The sequence below is a fragment of the Agromyces chromiiresistens genome, assembly GCF_029167465.1.
Taxonomy (GTDB): domain Bacteria; phylum Actinomycetota; class Actinomycetes; order Actinomycetales; family Microbacteriaceae; genus Agromyces; species Agromyces chromiiresistens.
In genome coordinates, this window is sequence record NZ_JARFNL010000002.1 from 136229 (window position 1) to 153008 (window position 16780).

Sequence of the window (16780 nt, forward strand, 5' to 3'; positions counted from 1 at the left end):
AGCTACCACTTACTGGTATGCCGAGGCAAGTGCCGGCACGAGGCATCCGCGCCACCGCGCTCATGGGCCCGCCATCACCGGACCGGTACGATAGACCCCCGTGGCTCTCACTATCGGCATCGTCGGCCTGCCCAACGTCGGCAAGTCCACCCTCTTCAACGCCCTCACCAAGAACCAGGTGCTCGCGGCGAACTACCCGTTCGCGACGATCGAGCCCAACATCGGCGTGGTGAACCTGCCCGACCCGCGCCTCGAGCAGCTGGCCTCGATCTTCGGCTCGGAGCGCATCCTGCCCGCGGCCGTGTCGTTCGTCGACATCGCCGGCATCGTCCGCGGAGCCTCCGAGGGCGAGGGCCTCGGCAACAAGTTCCTCGCGAACATCCGCGAGGCCGACGCGATCGCCCAGGTCGTGCGCGGGTTCAGCGACTCCGACGTCGTGCACGTCGACGGCGCGGTCGACCCCAAGGCCGACATGGAGACCATCAACACCGAACTCATCCTCGCCGACCTCGAGACCCTCGAGCGCGCCATCACGCGCTATGAGAAGGAGGTCAAGGGCAAGAAGCTCGACCCCTCGGTGCTCGCCGCTGCGAAGGAGGCGCTCGAGGTGCTGCAGGCCGGCACCCCGCTCTCGGCGTCGAAGGTCGACATCGCCCCGATCAAGGAGCTCGGGCTGCTGACCGCCAAGCCCTTCATCTACGTCTTCAACGTCGACGAGGCGGTGCTCACGGATGCCGCGAAGAAGGCAGAGCTCGCGGCGCTCGTCGCTCCCGCCGAGGCGGTGTTCCTCGACGCGAAGATCGAGTCGGAGCTCATCGACCTCGACCCCGCGGATGCGGCCGAGCTGCTCGCCTCGACCGGACAGGACGAGTCGGGCCTCGACCAGCTCGCGCGCGTCGGCTTCGACACGCTGGGCCTCCAGACCTACCTCACCGCCGGCCCCAAGGAGTCGCGCGCGTGGACGATCCACAAGGGCGACAAGGCCCCGCAGGCTGCCGGCGTCATCCACACCGACTTCGAGCGCGGCTTCATCAAGGCCGAGGTCATCTCGTTCGCCGACCTCGTCGAGACCGGTTCGGTCGCCGAGGCCCGTGCCAAGGGCAAGGCCCGCATGGAGGGCAAGGACTACGTCATGCAGGACGGCGACGTGGTGGAGTTCCGCTTCAACGTGTGAGTCTTCCGCGACTGATGCCTCAGCCGGGCGGAATCACGCGCTCCCGTGCCGCGCTCGAAGACGGGGTTCGACGACGGCGAGCATCCGGTCGTGCGTTTCCGGGTCCGCTGAGACGACCAGCCCGCGACCCGTCGCCATACGTGCGCGCGACCACCTCCGCACCGGCCCGGGCGGCGGCGACGGCGACCTCGGCGTCAGTCAGCTCCATGCATGGACTGTAGCCTCAACGGTTCGCACGCGCCGCTCGGGTCGGCGTCACACGGCAGTGCCGTCCGCCCGCCGGGGATCATCGCGGCCGGGGTCCACAGCCGCCTCGTTCGTGGCCGCGGGGTGCGCATCGTCCACGGCGGTCCGCTCGTCCGCCGCCCGCGCGGCGACGCGTTCGTCCTCGCCGACGTGACCGTCCTGGTCGTCGCTGCTCGCATGGCGGGCGCGAGTCGTCTCGGTCGACACGTCGGGGTCGACGTCCGCCGCACGGCGGGCGTGCTCATCCGCTTCTTCCTGGAGGTGAGCCGCACGATCCGCGCGTTCGGCTCGTTCGCGCGCCAGCCGATCCGCTTCCAGCCTGGCGCGCTCGGCGGATGCCTCGGCCTCGGCGGCGTTCGACTCGGCGGCGAGCCGGGCGGCCTCGGCCTGCGAGGCCGCGGCGGCCTGCTCGCGGGCGTCCCGGGCCGTCTCGTCCGACTTCTCCCGAAGCTCAGCCGCACGACGGCGATCGGCCTCCGCCCGCGCCTCGGCCCGGCGCCGCGACGTGGCCCAGACCACGACGGCGACGATGATCGCGACCACGACGATCGCGACGACGATCCAGATCCAGATGCTCGTATCCATGAGTGATTCCACCCTTTCGGCGACAGCATCATTCAACGAGCCGGCGCGCGCGCCGGACAAGGGGTTGTGCCGGGGCCGTTTCTCTGCGTCGGTGCGCCGATGTCGGCCTCGTCGGATCCCGGTCCGACGTCGAGGCGCGCGGTATCTACTCCGCGGTGGGCAGGGCCGGATATGACGTGGGGTAGATGCCGATCGTGAACCCGTAGACGGTCTCGCCCGACCTCGGCAACCGGTCGAACGATTCGACCAGTTCGGCCATCCGGTCCCAGAACTCGGAGGCCTGATCCTCCGAGATCCGCGCATGCCGGATGAAGCCCCAGAGCCTTCCCTGCTCGAAGGCCGTCGCCGACTCGCGTGCCGCGACCTCGAAGTCGTTGAAGTCGCCCGAGGCCTCCCCGCCGGCGGATGACGACTCGGCCGCCACGTAGAACATGCGCGCCGTTCGCCCGTAGAAGCGCTCCTCGATCGCCCGCACCTTCCGCGTCCGCACCACCTGGAGCAGGCCGTTGCGGGCGAGCACGTCCACGTGATGCGCGACCGTGCTCTTGGGGCGCCCGATGGCCTCCGCGAGCTCGCTGACCGTCGCAGCCCGCTCGTGGAGGAGCTGCAGGATCGTGGTGCGGACCGGGTGCCCGATGGCTCTCACCTGCGCGGGATCGGTCAGTGCCATCCGATCGGCGAGCGCGTAGTCCGGAGGGTTGTCCGCCATGATCGAACAGACTAGCATCATGGAATAATCCAAAACAGTCGATCATTCGGAGAAGGAAGCCGCTGACATGGCCGAAGTGCTGCTCTACCACCACATCCAGGGGCTGACCGACGGCGTCCGGGCCTTCGCCGACGACCTGCGACGCGACGGCCACACCGTGCACGCGCCCGACCTGTTCGACGGCCGCACGTTCGGCAGCATCGAGGAGGGGTTCGCGTTCGCGCGTGAAGCCGGGTTCGACGCGATCCGCGAGCGCGGCGCCGCCGCAGCCGCGGCGCTCGGCCCCGACCTCGTCTACGCCGGGCTCTCCTTCGGCGTGACGATCGCGCAGCGACTCGCGCAGACGCGGCCGGGTGCCCGCGGGGCGCTCCTCATGCTCTCCTGCATCCCCGTCTCGGAGTTCGGGGGAGCTTGGCCCGAGGGCGTGCCGGTGCAGATCCACGGCAAGGAGGGCGACGAGTTCTTCGACGAGGACCTGCCCGCCGCGCGCGAACTGGTCGGCTCGACGAACGACGCCGAACTGTTCGTCTACCCCGGTGACGAGCACCTGTTCGTCGATTCCTCGCTCGAGGCGTACGACCCCGAGGCATCCGCCCTGCTCCTGGAGCGGGTGAAGGCGTTCCTCGCCGCGGTCTGACCGCGAGGCGGTCGGTGCCTGCGAGGATGGCTCCATGACACTGCCGACTCCGACGTTGCACACCGAGCGCCTGCGACTCCGTCCGTTCACGGAGGCCGACGGCGACGAGCTCTTCGAGCTGCTGAGCGACGCGGAGGTGCTGCGCTATTGGGACTCCCCGCCGTGGGTCGACCGGGCCTCGATCGCCCGCTTCATGGACGGGTGCCGACGCATGGCGGAAGAGGGCAGCGGTGCGCGCGTGGCGATCGAACGCGTCGCCGACCAGGCGTTCGTCGGTTGGTGCACGTTCAACGGCTGGAACCCCGACTTTCGAAGCGCCTCCCTGGGGTACTGCTTCACCAAGGCCGCCTGGGGCCACGGCTACGCGACGGAGTCGGCGCGCGCGATGCTCGAGTGGGCCTTCGACGCGCTCGATCTCAATCGCGTGCAATCCGAGACCGACACGCGCAACGCGGCGTCGGCCCGAGTGCTCGAGAAGCTCGGCTTCGTGCGCGAGGGAACGCTGCGAGAGGACTGTATCGTCAACGGCGATGTGTCCGACACCTGGGTCTACGGACTGCTGAGGCGCGACTGGGAGGGCTGAGATGCGCGGCGATCCAGCGACGACGTCGGCCGACGTGCGCGAGCGCTATCGTTCGCGTGCCGCCGAGTACACCGAACTGCTCGGGTCGGTCGACGCCATGGCCGCCCCCGACCGCGACCTGATCGCTCACTGGGCGACGATGATCGAGGGCCCGGCGATCGACGCGGGCTGCGGACCGGGACACTGGACGAGGTTCATCGCCGACCACGGCGTCGCGGTCGAGGGCGTCGACATGGTGCCCGAGTTCATCGAGGGCGCAACCGAGCGATTCCCCGACGTGACGTTCCGGCTCGGCAGGCTCGAATCGCTTCCCGCCGACGACGGCGCGCTCGGTGGCGTGCTCGCCTGGTACTCGGTCATCCACACCGAACCCGAGCAGGTGCCCGCGATCCTCGGCGAGTTCGCGCGCGTTCTCCGCCCGCGCGGCGAGCTGCTCATCGGCTTCTTCGAGGGCCCTCGACTGGAGCCGTTCGATCACGCCGTGGTCACCGCGTACTTCTGGCCCGTGCCCGAGATGCGATCCGCGCTCGAGGTCGCGGGTTTCGAGGTGGTCGCGGTGCACACGCGAACCGACCCCGGCCGTCGTCCGTACGGTGCGATTCTCGCCCGACGTCGGTGAGACGGCGGCGAACGGAGCAGCGTCCGGGCTGAGCACGGCGTGTCGCCGCCCCTGCCCGGCTTGTCGGCCGGTCTGTCATCCGATGCGCGGTCGACCGGTCAGCGCCCTTGGCGCTTCTTGTAGGGCTTGGGCTGGCCCTTCACGATCGGGGCGCGGCCCCGGCCCTTCGACGCCTTCGCCTTGCCGCCGGCCTTGACCGGGGGCCCCGCGGCGGGCTGCGGCGCCGCAGCGATCTCGGCCAGGGCCTCGGGCAGGAAGGCCGCCCCGAACTCCGTCAGGCGGGTCGGCTTCTGCCGGGTGAACAGCGGGCGCCCGAGCTCGGTCTCGAGCTTCTCGATCGACGAGTGGAGGGAAGCGAGGGGGATGTCGAGCGAGTCGGCGGCACGTGGGAAGTGCAGCTCCTCGGCCACGGCGACGAACCGTCGAAGCTGGGTGATGTTCACGCGAAGCCTTCCGTCGAGCCGAGCGTTCCGCGGCCGACTTCAGGTTATGCGATGGTCCTGAACATGCCTCGCCCGAGCGACAGTCGGTCGACAACAACCCGTGCTGACATATACAGTTTATGTAAGTACTAGTTTTTCATCGACAGCGAGGACGAAATGACCGACCACAACACCGCTCGATTCACCGGGCGAACCGCCATCGTGACCGGGGCCGGGTCCGGCATCGGATGGGCGACGGCTCAGATCCTCGCGCGTGCGGGCGCGACGGTCGTCGCAAACGACGTCGCCGAGGACCGATTGCACGACCTGATCGCCGATCTCGGCGACTTCGATCTCCGCGTCGTCACCGGCGATCTCACGCAGGAGGCGACCGTGGGCGAGCTCCTCCGCGCAGCCGAGGGCCGGGTCGACGTGCTCGCCAACATCGCCGGCGTCATGGACGGCGTCGTACCCGCCGACGAGGTCGACGACGCCACGTGGCAGCGCATCTTCGACATCAACGTGACCGCAGTGCTTCGCACGACCCGCGCGGTGATTCCGCTGATGCGGAGCCGGTCGTCGGGTGCGATCGTGAACATCGCCTCCGAAGCCGCGCTTCGCGGCTCTGTCGGCGGTGCCGCGTATACGGCGTCGAAGCATGCGGTCGTCGGTCTGACGAAGAGCTGCGCAGTGATGTACGGGCCGCAGGGAATCCGCACGAATGCGGTCGCGCCGGGCGCGGTGGTCACGGGGCTCGATATGTCCGTGAAGTCGGAGTACGGCCCCGGTCGCGTCGGCCCGATCATGCAGGCGACGATGTCGCCCCCGGCGAGCGCCGAGCAGATCGCGAGCACTGTTGCGTGGCTCGCGAGCGACGCGGCTGCGAACATCAACGGTGTCGTCCTCGCATCCGACGGCGGCTGGTCCGCAGCCTGATCTGCTCCCGCCATCGGGGCGAGTCCGTGATCGGCCTCGGCCTATGCTGGAGCTGAGCTTTGAGGAGGGTGCCGTGGCGGATGACTCGGCGCTGCCCGCACTTCCCGCCGAGCTCGCGCTCGCTTGGGGCAGAGCACCGACCGCCCAGCGCGGGCCGAGGCGCGAGTACAGCCTCGACCAGGTACTCGACGCGGCGCTCGCCATCGCGGACGCCGACGGCATCGATGCGGTGACCATGCCGGCCGTCGCCGCCTCGCTCGGCCTCACCGCGATGTCGCTCTATCGATACGTCGGATCGAAGGACACGCTCGTCCTCCTCCTCCAGGAGCGGGCCACCGGCGCGCCACCGGCCGCGGTGGCCCGCGCGGAGGGGTGGCGCGCCAAGCTCGAGGCGCACGCTTCGGCATCGGCCGAGGTCTACCGGCGCCACCCGTGGATGCTGGACATCCCGATCCGGGGCATCACGAGCACGCCGAACAACCTCGCCTGGTTCGACGCGGGGTTGGCGGCGCTCGACGGAACCGGGTTGACCGAGCAGGAGCGCATCGCCGTCGTGCTCGAGGTGACGGGCCACGCCCGGTTCCACGCCGCAATCGAGCGGGGATACCAGCAGCGAGCCGGGGCGACGGGCGAGGAACCCCTGCAGGTGGTCGAGGCGGAGGCTCGGCTGCTGGCACAGCTCGTCACTGCCCGACGATTCCCGGCGTTGCATGCGGCGCTCACCAGCGGTGCTCTCGTCGACACGTCCTTCGACAGCGCTGAATTCGGCCTGGCTCGGCTCCTCGACGGTGTCGAACACAGCATCGTTCGCTCGGCGAACGGTCCGCGGCCGACCGCCCGATAGCGGTTGGCCGGAGAGCACCGGCCGGTCCGAGTCGCAGGGCGGGGGTTTGCCGTCGACAGCCCCGACCCGATAGGAAAGAGACCATGCTACGAGGCGGCAAGATCGGGCTCAGGGCCCGTCACGACGACGACATCCCGATTCTGCTGGCCGAACTGTTCGACGACCCGGTCAACTCCGCTCGCGCAGACGGCGGGCCGTGGCGCCCGCTGACGCCGGGCACGAAGGACCGCAGGCTCGTCGTGGACGACGCCGCCGAGGGGCTCGTGCAGTTCTCGATCGTCGAGCTCGAGGGCGAGAGCCTCATCGGGGCGGCGACGTTCTGGGGCATCGACACCCACAACCGCTCGGCGCACATCGGGCTCGGCCTGCTGCCGTCGACGCGGGGGAAGGGGTACGGCACCGACGTGGTCGCGACGCTCTGCCGCTACGGCTTCGCGTTCCGCGGCATGCACCGGCTGCAGATCGAGACGCTCGCCGACAATCATGCGATGCTGCGCGCCGCCGAGCGCAACGGCTTCGTGCGCGAGGGGGTGCTGCGCTCGTCGGCCTGGGTGGTCGGCGAACACCTCGACGAGGTGCTGCTCGGACTGCTCGCCGACGAGTGGCGCCAGCGCCAGCAGGACTAGCCGCGCCCCGCCTCCTCGCGCAGTCGCGGCTCGACGCGCTGGTCGGGGTGCACGCCCGCCTTGTCGGCGTAGAACGCCCGGATGCGATCCATGTCCGCGGCGACGTCGCCGGTCAGCGCGAACGTCGGACCGAGGCCGGTCGTCATCGTCGTGCGGTCGACGTAGCCGAGGGTCACGGGCATGCCGGCCTCGCGCGCGATGCGGTAGAAGCCCGACTTCCAGTACTCGTGCGCACCGCGGGTGCCGTCGGGCGTCACCACGAGGCCGAACACCTCGCCAGCGCGGATGCGTGCGACGACCTCGTCGACGACCCGGCTCGGATCGGCGCGATCGACGGGGATCCCGCCGAGCCCGCGCATGATCGGACCCCGCCAGCCCGCGAACAGGCTCTTCTTGCCGAGCCAGCGCACGTCGATGCCGAGCCGCCACGCGATGCCGAGCATGAGCACGAAGTCCCAGTTCGAGGTGTGCGGAGCACCGATCAGCACGGTGGGTCGAGAGGGCGCGGGCTCGCCCCCGAGTGTCCACCGGCTCAGGGCCCAGTAGACGCGGGAGACGAGACGACGCAGCATCCCGCAAACGTATGCGACCGCATATGTCTGTGTCGGTATGCGTACGCCCCCGGTATTCGACCCGGCCGAACTGCGGCAGGATGTCGCAGATGAGCAAACCCGTCACCGTGCACCTGCGCTACGAGATCGACGCCGACAAGCTCGCGGAGTTCCGCGAGTACGGGCAGCGATGGATCCGACTCGTCGATCGCCTCGGCGGCACCCACCACGGCTACTTCCTGCCGAGCGAGGGTGACAGCGACGAGGCGTTCGCATTGTTCACGTTCCCGTCGCTCGCCGCGTACGAGCAGTATCGCCGCGCCGCCGAAACCGACCCCGAGTGCGTCGAGGCGTACCGCTTCGCCGTCGAGACGAAGTGCATCCGCCGCTACGAGCGACGGTTCCTGGCGCCCGTCTTCGAATGAGGCATGGCCCGTCCGCGCGAGTGCGGCCGCGACGGCCGAGCGCGCAGGGCACGGCGCTCAGTCCGGGCTGACTAGGGTTGTCCGGTGACTGCAACTCTCGTGGCCCAGGGCCTCGCGGGCGGATATGCCCACCGGACGCTGTTCGACGACCTCGACCTCACGGTCGCACCGGGTGACGTGGTCGGCGTCGTCGGCGCCAACGGCGCGGGCAAGTCGACGCTCCTCGGCATCCTCGGCGGCGCGATCGCGCCGCTCGCCGGCACGGTGTCGCTGGCTCCCGCCGACGCCTTCGTCGGCTGGCTGCCGCAGGAGCACGAGCGGGTCGAGGGCGAGACGATCGCCCAGTACGTCGCCCGGCGCACGGGGTGCGCCGAGGCATCCGCCCGCCTGGATGCCGCGGCCGAACAGCTCGCGCTCGCCGAACCGCCCGTCGGGGTCGACCCGGGGGAGGAGTACTCGGTCGCGCTCGAGCGCTGGCTCGCCTCGGGGGCGGCCGACCTCGACGAGCGCCTGCCCGCGGTGCTCGCGGAGCTCGGGCTCGCGGTCGGCGACGGGGCGGTCGATGCCCACGCCGTCACGGCCGACTCGCTCATGACCGGCCTCTCGGGCGGGCAGGCGGCCCGGGTCGGCCTCGCCGCGCTCATCTGCTCGCGGTTCGACCTCGTGCTGCTCGACGAGCCCACCAACGACCTCGACCTCGACGGCCTGGCCCGGCTCGAGGCGTTCGTCGCGGGCCTCCGCGGCGGGGTCGTCCTCGTCAGCCACGACCGCGAGTTCCTCGCGCGCACCGTGACGAAGGTGCTCGAGCTCGACCTCGCGCAGCACTCCAACCGCCTCTACGGCGGCGGCTACGACGCGTACCTCGAGGAGCGCGAGACCGTGCGCCGGCACGCGCGCGAGGACTACGAGGAGTTCGCCGCGAAGAAGGCCGACCTCGTCTCCCGGGCACGGGTGCAGCGCGAATGGTCGAGCCAGGGCGTGCGCAACGCCATGAAGAAGTCGCCCGACAACGACAAGATCCGCCGCAAGGCGGCCACCGAGTCGAGCGAGAAGCAGGCGCAGAAGGTGCGCCAGATGGAGAGCCGCATCGCCCGCCTCGACGAGGTCGAGGAGCCGCGGAAGGAGTGGAAGCTCGAGTTCACGATCGGGCAGGCGCCGAGGTCGTCGTCCGTCGTCGCGACCCTCGATGCGGCATCGGTCACGCGGGGCGACTTCACGCTCGGACCGGTCTCGCTGCAGGTGCAGGCCGGCGACCGCATCGGCATCACCGGTCCGAACGGGGCAGGCAAGTCGACGCTCCTCGGCCTCCTCCTCGGTCGCATCGCGCCCGAAGTCGGGCGTGCGAGCCTCGGATCCTCGGTCGCGATCGGCGAGATCGACCAGGCCCGGTCGCAGCTCGCCGGTCGCACGCCGCTCGCCGACGCGTTCGAGCTGCTCGTGCCCGAACTCAGCTCGGGCGAGGTGCGCACCCTGCTCGCGAAGTTCGGGCTGAAGGCCGACCACGTGCTGCGGCCGGTCGACGACCTCTCGCCCGGCGAGCGGACGCGCGCGGGCATGGCACTGCTGCAGGCGCGCGGCGTCAACGTGCTCGTGCTCGACGAGCCCACGAACCACCTCGACCTTCCCGCGATCGAACAGCTCGAACAGGCGCTCGAGGGCTACGAGGGCACGCTGCTGCTCGTCACGCACGATCGGCGGATGCTCGAACACGTGCGGCTCGACCGGCGCTGGCGCGTCGAGGGTGGGCGGGTCGCCGAGGCCTGAGGGATCGGCGATCTTCGCGGCCGCGTGCAAGACTCTCGGCACGGGTGACACAAGCATGGTGTGAGGAATGCCGATGCCGCCGTCGCCGTCGAGACGACCGAGGGAGTCGCGATGCCAGCGAGCGCCGACCCGCCTGTCACGCCCGACGTCGAGGCCGCGGTGCGCGACGACGTCGCCTGGTTCACGGGTCTCGTGCGCACGCACTCGACCGCACTCGTGCGCTACTTCGCCCGGCGCGGGCCCCGTCAGGACGCGGAGGATCTCGCCGCCGAGGTGTTCGCCACGGCCTGGCGGCGGCGCGACGACGTTCCGCAGAGCGCCGAGCTTCCCTGGCTCTACCGCACGGCCGGGTTCACCCTCGCGAACCACCGGCGCAAGCACGTCGACCTTCCCGTCGAGGAGGTGCCGGAGGCCGGACGACCTCGCGTCGCCGACGATCCCGAGCTCAGTGCGCTCTTCGACGCCGAGCTGCGCGGCGCCCTCGCGAGCGTCGGCGAGCGCGATCGCCGCATCCTGCTGCTGCACGCGTGGGAGGGGCTCGATGGCGAACAGCTCGCCGAGGTGCTCGGCATCTCGCGCTCGGGCGCGGACGCCGCACTCTCACGTGCCCGCAAACGCCTTCGCGAGGCGTGGGGCGAGCGTCTGACCTTCTGATCCTGCCGCGCTCGCGTGCCGGGGGCGCGCCGTGCAAGGTCCGACGGGTCCGAGACATATGCGATGTGTACCCACCACGGAGGCTGATCGACATGAACGACGACCGCGAACGCGACCCGAACGGGCCCGGCGAGCGCGAGCCCGAAGACGAGTTCGGGTCCGACGACGAGTTCGAGCGCGACGGCGAGCTCGCGTCCGACGGCGAGCGCGAGCGCGACGGCGAGCCCGGGTCCGACGACGAGCTCGAGCGCGAGCTGCCCGCCGACGAGGCATCCGACCCGGTGGCGCTGCTGCGCGCAGCCGACCCGGCCGCAGGCGTCGAACCGCGCGACGGGTTCGCCGACGACATCGTCGCCGGCGTGCTGGCGGACACCGCGGTGCCGTCGGCCGCGGTGGACGCGGAAGCCGGAGGTGCGACGCCCGACCGCGGCGGAACCACCCCCGTCGCCGACCTCCGAGCCGAGCGCGCGCGCCGCAGGCCGCGGTGGATCGCGATCGCAGCCGTCGCGGCCTCGCTCGCGATCGTCGGAGGGGCCGGCTACGCCGCAGGTGCGGGACTCAACGGCGCCTCGACGCTCGCAGGTTCCGCTGCCCCGCCCATCTCCCTGCCAGGCGCCGGTGATAGCGGCAGTGAATCGAGCGGTGCCGCCGACCGGCCGGTGACCGAGCAGGCGCCGGCCGTCGGCGGCGCATTCGACGCCTCCGGCAAGATGTCGGCCGACATGGCGTACCCGTACGGGTACGGGTACGGCCGCAACGTCTTCAGCGCATCGGGCCTCTCGACCGAGTCGGGCACCGCGGCCGGCTACGGCTACGACCCGCGCTCCGCATCGAACGCAGAGACGGTCTCCGCGCTCGCCGCGGCGCTCGGCGTCGAGGGCGCGCCCGAGCTCAAGGACGGGGCATGGAGCGCCGGTCCGCAGGACGGCACCGGTCCCTCGGTGTCGGTCGGGCTCGACGGCACCCTGAGCTTCTGGTTCATGAACCCCGCGCTCGACCCGTGGGCCGAGTGCAACAAGCTCCTCGAGGGCGCGACCGAGCCGGCTGCGCCGGTCGAGCCGTGCGAGCCCGCCGTGCCCGACCTGCCGAGCGACGCCGCAGCGGCCGATGCGCTGCGGTCGCTCATCGCCGCAGCCGGCGGAGACCCCGGCGCGTTCGAGTACACGACGGACAACAACTACGAGGGCGCGTTCACCCGGTCGGCGCAGGCCTGGCCCGTGGTCGACGGCCAGCGCCTCGACCAGGCATGGTCGATCGAACTGACGCCGCAGGGCACGTACAGCGCGAGCGGCTTCCTCGCCCGTGTCGTGCGTCTCGGCGACTACGAGATCGTGAGCGAGCAGGAGGCGTTCGAGCGCCTCTCCGACCCCCGGTTCGGCGCGCAGATGACCGCGATGCCCTACGCCGTCGCGGAGGGCGACTCCGTGGCGACCCCCGACGTCTACACGCCGCCGACCGAGCCGCCCGCGACCCCCGCCGACGGCGTGCACATCTCGTGGCCGGTGAACGAGGTCGAGATCGTCGACGCCCGACTCGGACTCGCGAGCCAATGGCAGCCCGACGGCAGCGTGCTCGTCGTGCCGGCGTACGAGTTCACGGACGCGGACGGCGGCACCTGGTCGATGATCGCGGTCGCCGACTCCGAGCTCGACTTCTCGGCCGAGTCGTGAGTGCACGATGACGGGCGGCCCCTTCCGGGCCGCCCGTCGTCGTGCGAGGCTGGACGCATGCCCGAGTCACCAGAGGTGCAGGCGCTCGCCGACGAGCTCGACGAGCGACTTCGCGGTCACGAGATCACGGCGGTCGACGTCGTCGAGTTCCGCACGGTGAAGACGCGCACGGCGCCGCCGACGTCGCTCGTCGGCGAACGCGTCGAGGGGGTGTCGCGTCACGGCAAGCTGCTCGACCTCGTGCTCGGAACGGGCCACCTCGTGGTCTCGCTCGGGCGGCACGGCTGGGCGCGCTACGGATCCGACGACGAGGTGGATGCCTCCGGCGACGGCCGGCCGGCCGCACTCGCGATCGTCGAGTTCGACGACGGCACCGCTGTCGAGTTCACCGATGCCGGCGAGTGGGTCTCGCTCGGGCTCTGGGTCGTCGACGACCCCATCGCGGTGCCGGCGGTGGCGAAGCTCGGGCCCGATCCGGCCGATCCCGAGTTCACCCGGGCCGACTTCGACGCCGCCGTCGAGGGGCGACGCAAGCAGGTGAAGGCCGTGCTGCAAGAGCAGGAGTCGATCGCGGGCATCGGCAACGCATACTCCGACGAGATCCTGCACGCCGCGAAGCTCTCGCCCGTCAAGCACGCGGCGGCGCTCGACGAGGCGGCGCTCGACGGGCTGTTCGCGAGCACGGTCGGGGTCGTCAACCGGGCGATCGATGATCGGCGGGGTGTGCCGATCGACCGCCTCAAAGCGGAGAAGGTCGCCGCCATGCGCGTGCACGGCCGGGCGGGCGAAGCGTGCCCGGTCTGCGGCGACACGGTGCGCGACTTCACGTTCGCGAGCACGACGGCGCAGTACTGCCCGACGTGCCAGACCGGCGGCGAGGTACTGCCGCTGCGCTGAGCGGGCACCCTGTCGTTGCGGCGTCGAAGCGTCGGGCGGGCGGCTCAGGCTGCGAACGGGGCGTGGGCGATGCGGACGCGGCTCGTCGCATCGGGCGCGGCGGTGAACCGGCCGGGCTGCCCCTCGGGCGTCAGGTACTGCACGCGGATGCCTCGGCCCACCCGGGTGAGCTTCGTCACCTCGTAGGCGCGGCCGGTGGAGCTCACGAGCGTGTCGCCGACACGAAGTTCGCGGGTCTGCCGCAGTTCCGTGACCTCCATGTTGAGATGATCTCAGCACCCACCGACATCGCATCCCGGGACCGTTCCGCGTTCGGCGTCCGGGAGGCCTCGGGCCGGGCACGGGGTGTTCCGTCGTTCTCGGTCGAGCGGCGAGCACGTCGGCCGACTGGGCAAGGATCGGTGCGCGCCCGAGTTCGATATGGGCGTAGGCGAGCGAGCCGGCGAGCTCGGCATTGCCCGCGAGGAGGGCCTCACAGAGCCGTTCGTGCTCGTGCGCCTGCTCGTCGTCGCGGATCGCCGGCGATGATCGCGTGCAGGAGAGCGCGATAGACGCGATGGGCGAGCGCCTCCTCCCAGTGCTGGTTGATGGTGCCCGCTCAGCCCGCCACCGGGAAGACGGGCGGGAAGAGCTCGTCGGGCGTGCCGTGCCGGGCGTCGCGCTCGCTGTAGCCCGCGCGCAGCTTCGCGAACAGCCGTTTCGTGTCGGCGCGCACCGCGTCGAGGTCCACACCGGGCACCCGGCCGTCGCGCATGACGACGCGGCCGGCGACCATCGTCAGGCACGCGTCGCGCGCGGTGCCGTTGAGCACGAGCGTGCGGATCGGGTCTTCGGTCGGCCCCATCCGCACATCGTCGAGGCGGAACGCGGTGAGGTCTGCGGTCGCACCCGCCTCGATCCGTCCGAGGTCGGGCCGGTGCAGCGCCCACGCGCCGCCGAGGGTGGCTGCGTCGACGTAGGCGGCGATGTCGCCCTTCGCGAGGTCGCCGTGCTGCACCTTCGCGGCGGAGACGCCCGTGTCGATCCCGCGGATGAGGTCGGGCGGGAACGAGTCGGTGCCGAGCGCGAAGTTGACGCCCGCGTCGCGGTAGCGCGCGAAGTCCCAGAGCTCGGCCCCGTACCGGGCGTTCGTGAGTGCGCAGTGCACGATCGAGACGCCGGCCTCGGCGAGGCGGCCGAGGTCGCCGCGGTCTTCGCCGTGCACGAGGGGGTGCACGTCGATGACGACGGCGTGGGGCACGATCACGCGATCGTGCAGCAGGCCGTGCGCCTCCAGGTGGTCGAGCGGCGTGCGCCCGTACCGGGCGATCACGTACTCGCGCTCGAACTCGCCCTGCAGGGCGTGGATGCGCACGAGTGCGTCGCGCGCCTCGGCGGCGGCGGCCGTCGCCTCCATGAGCTCGGCGGAGAGGGTCTCGATGCGACAGGGCAGGAAGACGCCGGTCAGCAGCGGGTCGTCGAGCTCGCGGATGCCATCCACGAATCGGATCGCGTCGGCGAGGCCCGCGCGACCCTCCTCCTCGATGAATCGGATGTCGCGGGCACCGGTCTCGTCGACGACGGGCACGCCCGATCGATACGACGGTCCGAGGAACCCGCGCAACCCGATCCGGCTCGAGAACTCGGCCATCGCGAAGAAATCGTCGGCCGACTCCGCCCATGCGGAGTGCACCTCGGAGGCGATGGGCATGTAGCTCGTGATGCCGTGCAGCGCGAGCTGCACGAGCGCGATCTCGCGGATGCGACGGCGCTCGGCCTCGGTGAACACGTGCGCTCGCCGGTCGAAGTACTCGGTCGACCACTGCAGGCGGGGGCCGTCCTCGCCGCTCGACCACGAGTCGAGGATGAGGTGGTCGATGTCGGTGAGCGCATCCAGATCGATGAGCCCCGGCATGACGAGGCTCTCGCCGAGGTCGATGCGCTCGTCGACCTCCAGGTCGCGCGCGCCGACGGCAGGACCGGCGTACACGATGCGATCGCCCTCGGTCACGACGGCACCGTCTCTGATCTCGGTGTGGCTCGTGCCGTCGAAGGCGAGCAGGTGATCGGCGGTGATCAGCGTGCGCACGGGTATCCTCTCGAAATATTTGGTATACAAAAGATATCACCATGGTTAATCCTTGGGTCACACTCCTGCGCAATCGCGTCCGATGCTGGAAAGTGTGAAGTTCTTTTGGTATACGAAAAGCCTTGGTGTCGCCACGAAAGGAACTCCAGCATGCTCATCCATGACGTCCGCCCCTGGGGCGGCGACCCCGTCGACCTCGTCATCGACGGCTCGCGCATCAGCGGGATCCGGCCCCACGACGCCGCCGCGGCCACCGAGGCGGACACGGTCGACGGTCGGGGCCGCCTCGCGCTGCCCGCGTTCAGCGACGTGCACGTGCACCTCGACTCGAGCCGCATCGGCCTGCCGTTCCGCCCGCACACGGGTCGGCCCGGTGTCTGGGACATGATGATGAACGACCGGGAGAACTGGCGCAGCACCGACGTGCCCCACGACGAGATCGTCGCCGGCACTCTCGAGCAGATGATCGCGAAGGGCACGACCCGGGTGCGGTCGTACGCGCAGGTCGACGTCGACTGCAGGCTCGAGAAGTTCGACGCGGTCGTCGCCGCGAAGGAGAAGTTCGCCGCGCACGCCGACGTGCAGGTCATGACCTTTCCGCAGGCCGGAATCCTGCGCGAGGCGGGCACCGTCGAGCTCCTCGAGGAGTCGCTCAAGCAGGGCGCCGACGTCATGGGCGGCATCGACCCGAGCCAGCTCGACCGCGACCCGGCGAAGCACCTCGACATCGTGTTCGGCCTCGCCGAGAAGTACCAGGTCGAGATCGACATCCACCTGCACGAGCCGGGTGAGCTCGGCGTGTTCAGCACCGAGCTCGTGCTCGAGCGCACGCGCGCGCTCGGCATGCAGGGCAAGGTCACGATGTCGCACGCGTACGATCTCGGCTCGGTGTCCGAGGCGGTCAGCCGCCGCCTCATCGACGAGTTCGCCGATCTCGACATCGCGATGGCCACCGTCGCGCCGTCGACGACGGGCCACCTGCGGCTCGTCGACCTCGCGGCGGCGGGCGTGCGCGTCGGCCTCGGCGAAGACGGCCAGCGCGACTACTGGAGCCCGTACGGCAACTGCGACATGCTCGACCGCACCTGGCAGCTCGCGTTCGTCAACGGGTTCCGCCGCGACGACCACATCGAGCTCGCGCTCGCCGTGGCGACCATGGGCGGCGCGAGCATCATGTCGCATGATTCGCCCCGCGTCACGGGTGTCGGCGACCGCCCCGGCGTCGCCGTCGGCGACCGCGCCGACCTCGTGCTCGTCGACGGTGAGACGCCCACGAGCGCGGTCATGGACCGGGGTCGCGACCGCACCGTCATCCACGACGGCCGCGTCGTCGCCGATGGCCTCCGTGTCGTCGGCGCCTGAGCGGCGGG

General features: G+C 70.8%; 19 protein-coding genes. 13 read left to right on the top strand and 6 right to left on the bottom strand.

Features of this window, described 5'->3' with window-relative positions; genetic code table 11:
* Positions 1-100: 100 nt before the first annotated feature.
* The gene (gene ychF / locus PX701_RS04930; protein ID WP_231430438.1) at positions 101-1174 is read left to right on the top strand and encodes a redox-regulated ATPase YchF; all 1074 of its coding nucleotides are present in this window, start codon (positions 101-103) and stop codon (positions 1172-1174) included.
* 255 nt (positions 1175-1429) lie between these two features.
* Here the strand turns inward: ychF and PX701_RS04935 are convergent, their stop codons facing one another.
* Entirely contained in the window at positions 1430-2065 is a 636-nt protein-coding gene (locus PX701_RS04935) for a hypothetical protein (protein ID WP_275505654.1), read from the bottom strand.
* Positions 2066-2150: 85 nt separating this feature from the next.
* The gene (locus PX701_RS04940; RefSeq protein ID WP_275505655.1) at positions 2151-2714 is read right to left on the bottom strand and encodes an ArsR/SmtB family transcription factor; all 564 of its coding nucleotides are present in this window, start codon (positions 2712-2714) and stop codon (positions 2151-2153) included.
* 67 nt (positions 2715-2781) lie between these two features.
* Between PX701_RS04940 and PX701_RS04945 the strand changes: the two genes are divergently transcribed.
* From PX701_RS04945 to PX701_RS04955, 3 genes are read left to right on the top strand one after another with little or no spacing between them, the layout of a single operon-like run.
* Positions 2782-3351 (top strand): dienelactone hydrolase family protein, encoded by a 570-nt coding sequence (locus tag PX701_RS04945; RefSeq protein WP_231430443.1) that lies wholly within the window; start codon positions 2782-2784, stop codon positions 3349-3351.
* Between the two features lie 34 nt (positions 3352-3385).
* On the top strand, positions 3386-3934 hold the full coding sequence (locus tag PX701_RS04950; RefSeq protein ID WP_231430446.1) for a GNAT family N-acetyltransferase: 549 nt from the start codon (positions 3386-3388) through the stop codon (positions 3932-3934).
* A gap of 1 nt (position 3935) precedes the next feature.
* Positions 3936-4553: a class I SAM-dependent methyltransferase gene (locus PX701_RS04955; protein ID WP_275505656.1), complete on the top strand. Its 618-nt coding sequence runs from the start codon at positions 3936-3938 to the stop codon at positions 4551-4553.
* 98 nt (positions 4554-4651) lie between these two features.
* Here PX701_RS04955 and PX701_RS04960 read toward each other — a convergent pair whose 3' ends face one another.
* Positions 4652-4996 carry a LysR family transcriptional regulator gene (locus PX701_RS04960; protein WP_231430451.1) on the bottom strand — a complete coding sequence of 115 codons (345 nt, stop codon included), beginning with the start codon at positions 4994-4996 and terminating at the stop codon, positions 4652-4654.
* 156 nt (positions 4997-5152) lie between these two features.
* Between PX701_RS04960 and PX701_RS04965 the strand changes: the two genes are divergently transcribed.
* From PX701_RS04965 to PX701_RS04975, 3 genes are all read left to right on the top strand, one after another.
* Positions 5153-5911 carry an SDR family NAD(P)-dependent oxidoreductase gene (locus PX701_RS04965; protein WP_275505657.1) on the top strand — a complete coding sequence of 253 codons (759 nt, stop codon included), beginning with the start codon at positions 5153-5155 and terminating at the stop codon, positions 5909-5911.
* 43 nt (positions 5912-5954) lie between these two features.
* The gene (locus PX701_RS04970) at positions 5955-6755 is read left to right on the top strand and encodes a TetR/AcrR family transcriptional regulator (RefSeq protein ID WP_231430457.1); all 801 of its coding nucleotides are present in this window, start codon (positions 5955-5957) and stop codon (positions 6753-6755) included.
* An 83-nt stretch (positions 6756-6838) separates the two neighbouring features.
* The gene (locus PX701_RS04975) at positions 6839-7381 is read left to right on the top strand and encodes a GNAT family N-acetyltransferase (RefSeq protein WP_231430458.1); all 543 of its coding nucleotides are present in this window, start codon (positions 6839-6841) and stop codon (positions 7379-7381) included.
* On the opposite strand, the gene PX701_RS04980 is transcribed toward PX701_RS04975, so the two are convergent.
* The gene (locus PX701_RS04980) at positions 7378-7953 is read right to left on the bottom strand and encodes a 1-acyl-sn-glycerol-3-phosphate acyltransferase (RefSeq protein ID WP_275505658.1); all 576 of its coding nucleotides are present in this window, start codon (positions 7951-7953) and stop codon (positions 7378-7380) included. The genes PX701_RS04975 and PX701_RS04980 overlap by 4 nt on opposite strands.
* Before the next feature lie 89 nt (positions 7954-8042).
* Here PX701_RS04980 and PX701_RS04985 point away from each other — a divergent pair, with 89 nt between their 5' ends.
* The 5 genes from PX701_RS04985 (at position 8043) to PX701_RS05005 (ending at position 13342) form a co-directional block, all read left to right on the top strand.
* Complete coding sequence (locus PX701_RS04985; RefSeq protein WP_275505659.1) at positions 8043-8357, top strand: NIPSNAP family protein; 315 nt, start codon at positions 8043-8045, stop codon at positions 8355-8357.
* A gap of 84 nt (positions 8358-8441) precedes the next feature.
* On the top strand, positions 8442-10121 hold the full coding sequence (locus PX701_RS04990; protein ID WP_275505660.1) for an ABC-F family ATP-binding cassette domain-containing protein: 1680 nt from the start codon (positions 8442-8444) through the stop codon (positions 10119-10121).
* 60 nt (positions 10122-10181) lie between these two features.
* Positions 10182-10775 carry an RNA polymerase sigma factor gene (locus PX701_RS04995; RefSeq protein ID WP_275505661.1) on the top strand — a complete coding sequence of 198 codons (594 nt, stop codon included), beginning with the start codon at positions 10182-10184 and terminating at the stop codon, positions 10773-10775.
* Between the two features lie 92 nt (positions 10776-10867).
* Positions 10868-12445, top strand: coding sequence for a hypothetical protein (locus PX701_RS05000; RefSeq protein ID WP_275505662.1), 1578 nt, complete (start codon positions 10868-10870; stop codon positions 12443-12445).
* A 57-nt stretch (positions 12446-12502) separates the two neighbouring features.
* On the top strand, positions 12503-13342 hold the full coding sequence (locus PX701_RS05005; RefSeq protein WP_275505663.1) for a DNA-formamidopyrimidine glycosylase family protein: 840 nt from the start codon (positions 12503-12505) through the stop codon (positions 13340-13342).
* Positions 13343-13386: 44 nt separating this feature from the next.
* On the opposite strand, the gene PX701_RS05010 is transcribed toward PX701_RS05005, so the two are convergent.
* Together PX701_RS05010 and PX701_RS05015 are read right to left on the bottom strand one after the other, a co-directional pair.
* Complete coding sequence (locus PX701_RS05010; protein ID WP_231430465.1) at positions 13387-13602, bottom strand: hypothetical protein; 216 nt, start codon at positions 13600-13602, stop codon at positions 13387-13389.
* A 338-nt stretch (positions 13603-13940) separates the two neighbouring features.
* Positions 13941-15410 (bottom strand): chlorohydrolase family protein, encoded by a 1470-nt coding sequence (locus PX701_RS05015; protein WP_275505664.1) that lies wholly within the window; start codon positions 15408-15410, stop codon positions 13941-13943.
* Positions 15411-15560: 150 nt separating this feature from the next.
* Here PX701_RS05015 and PX701_RS05020 point away from each other — a divergent pair, with 150 nt between their 5' ends.
* Positions 15561-16772: an amidohydrolase family protein gene (locus PX701_RS05020; RefSeq protein WP_275505665.1), complete on the top strand. Its 1212-nt coding sequence runs from the start codon at positions 15561-15563 to the stop codon at positions 16770-16772.
* Positions 16773-16780 lie beyond the last annotated feature (8 nt).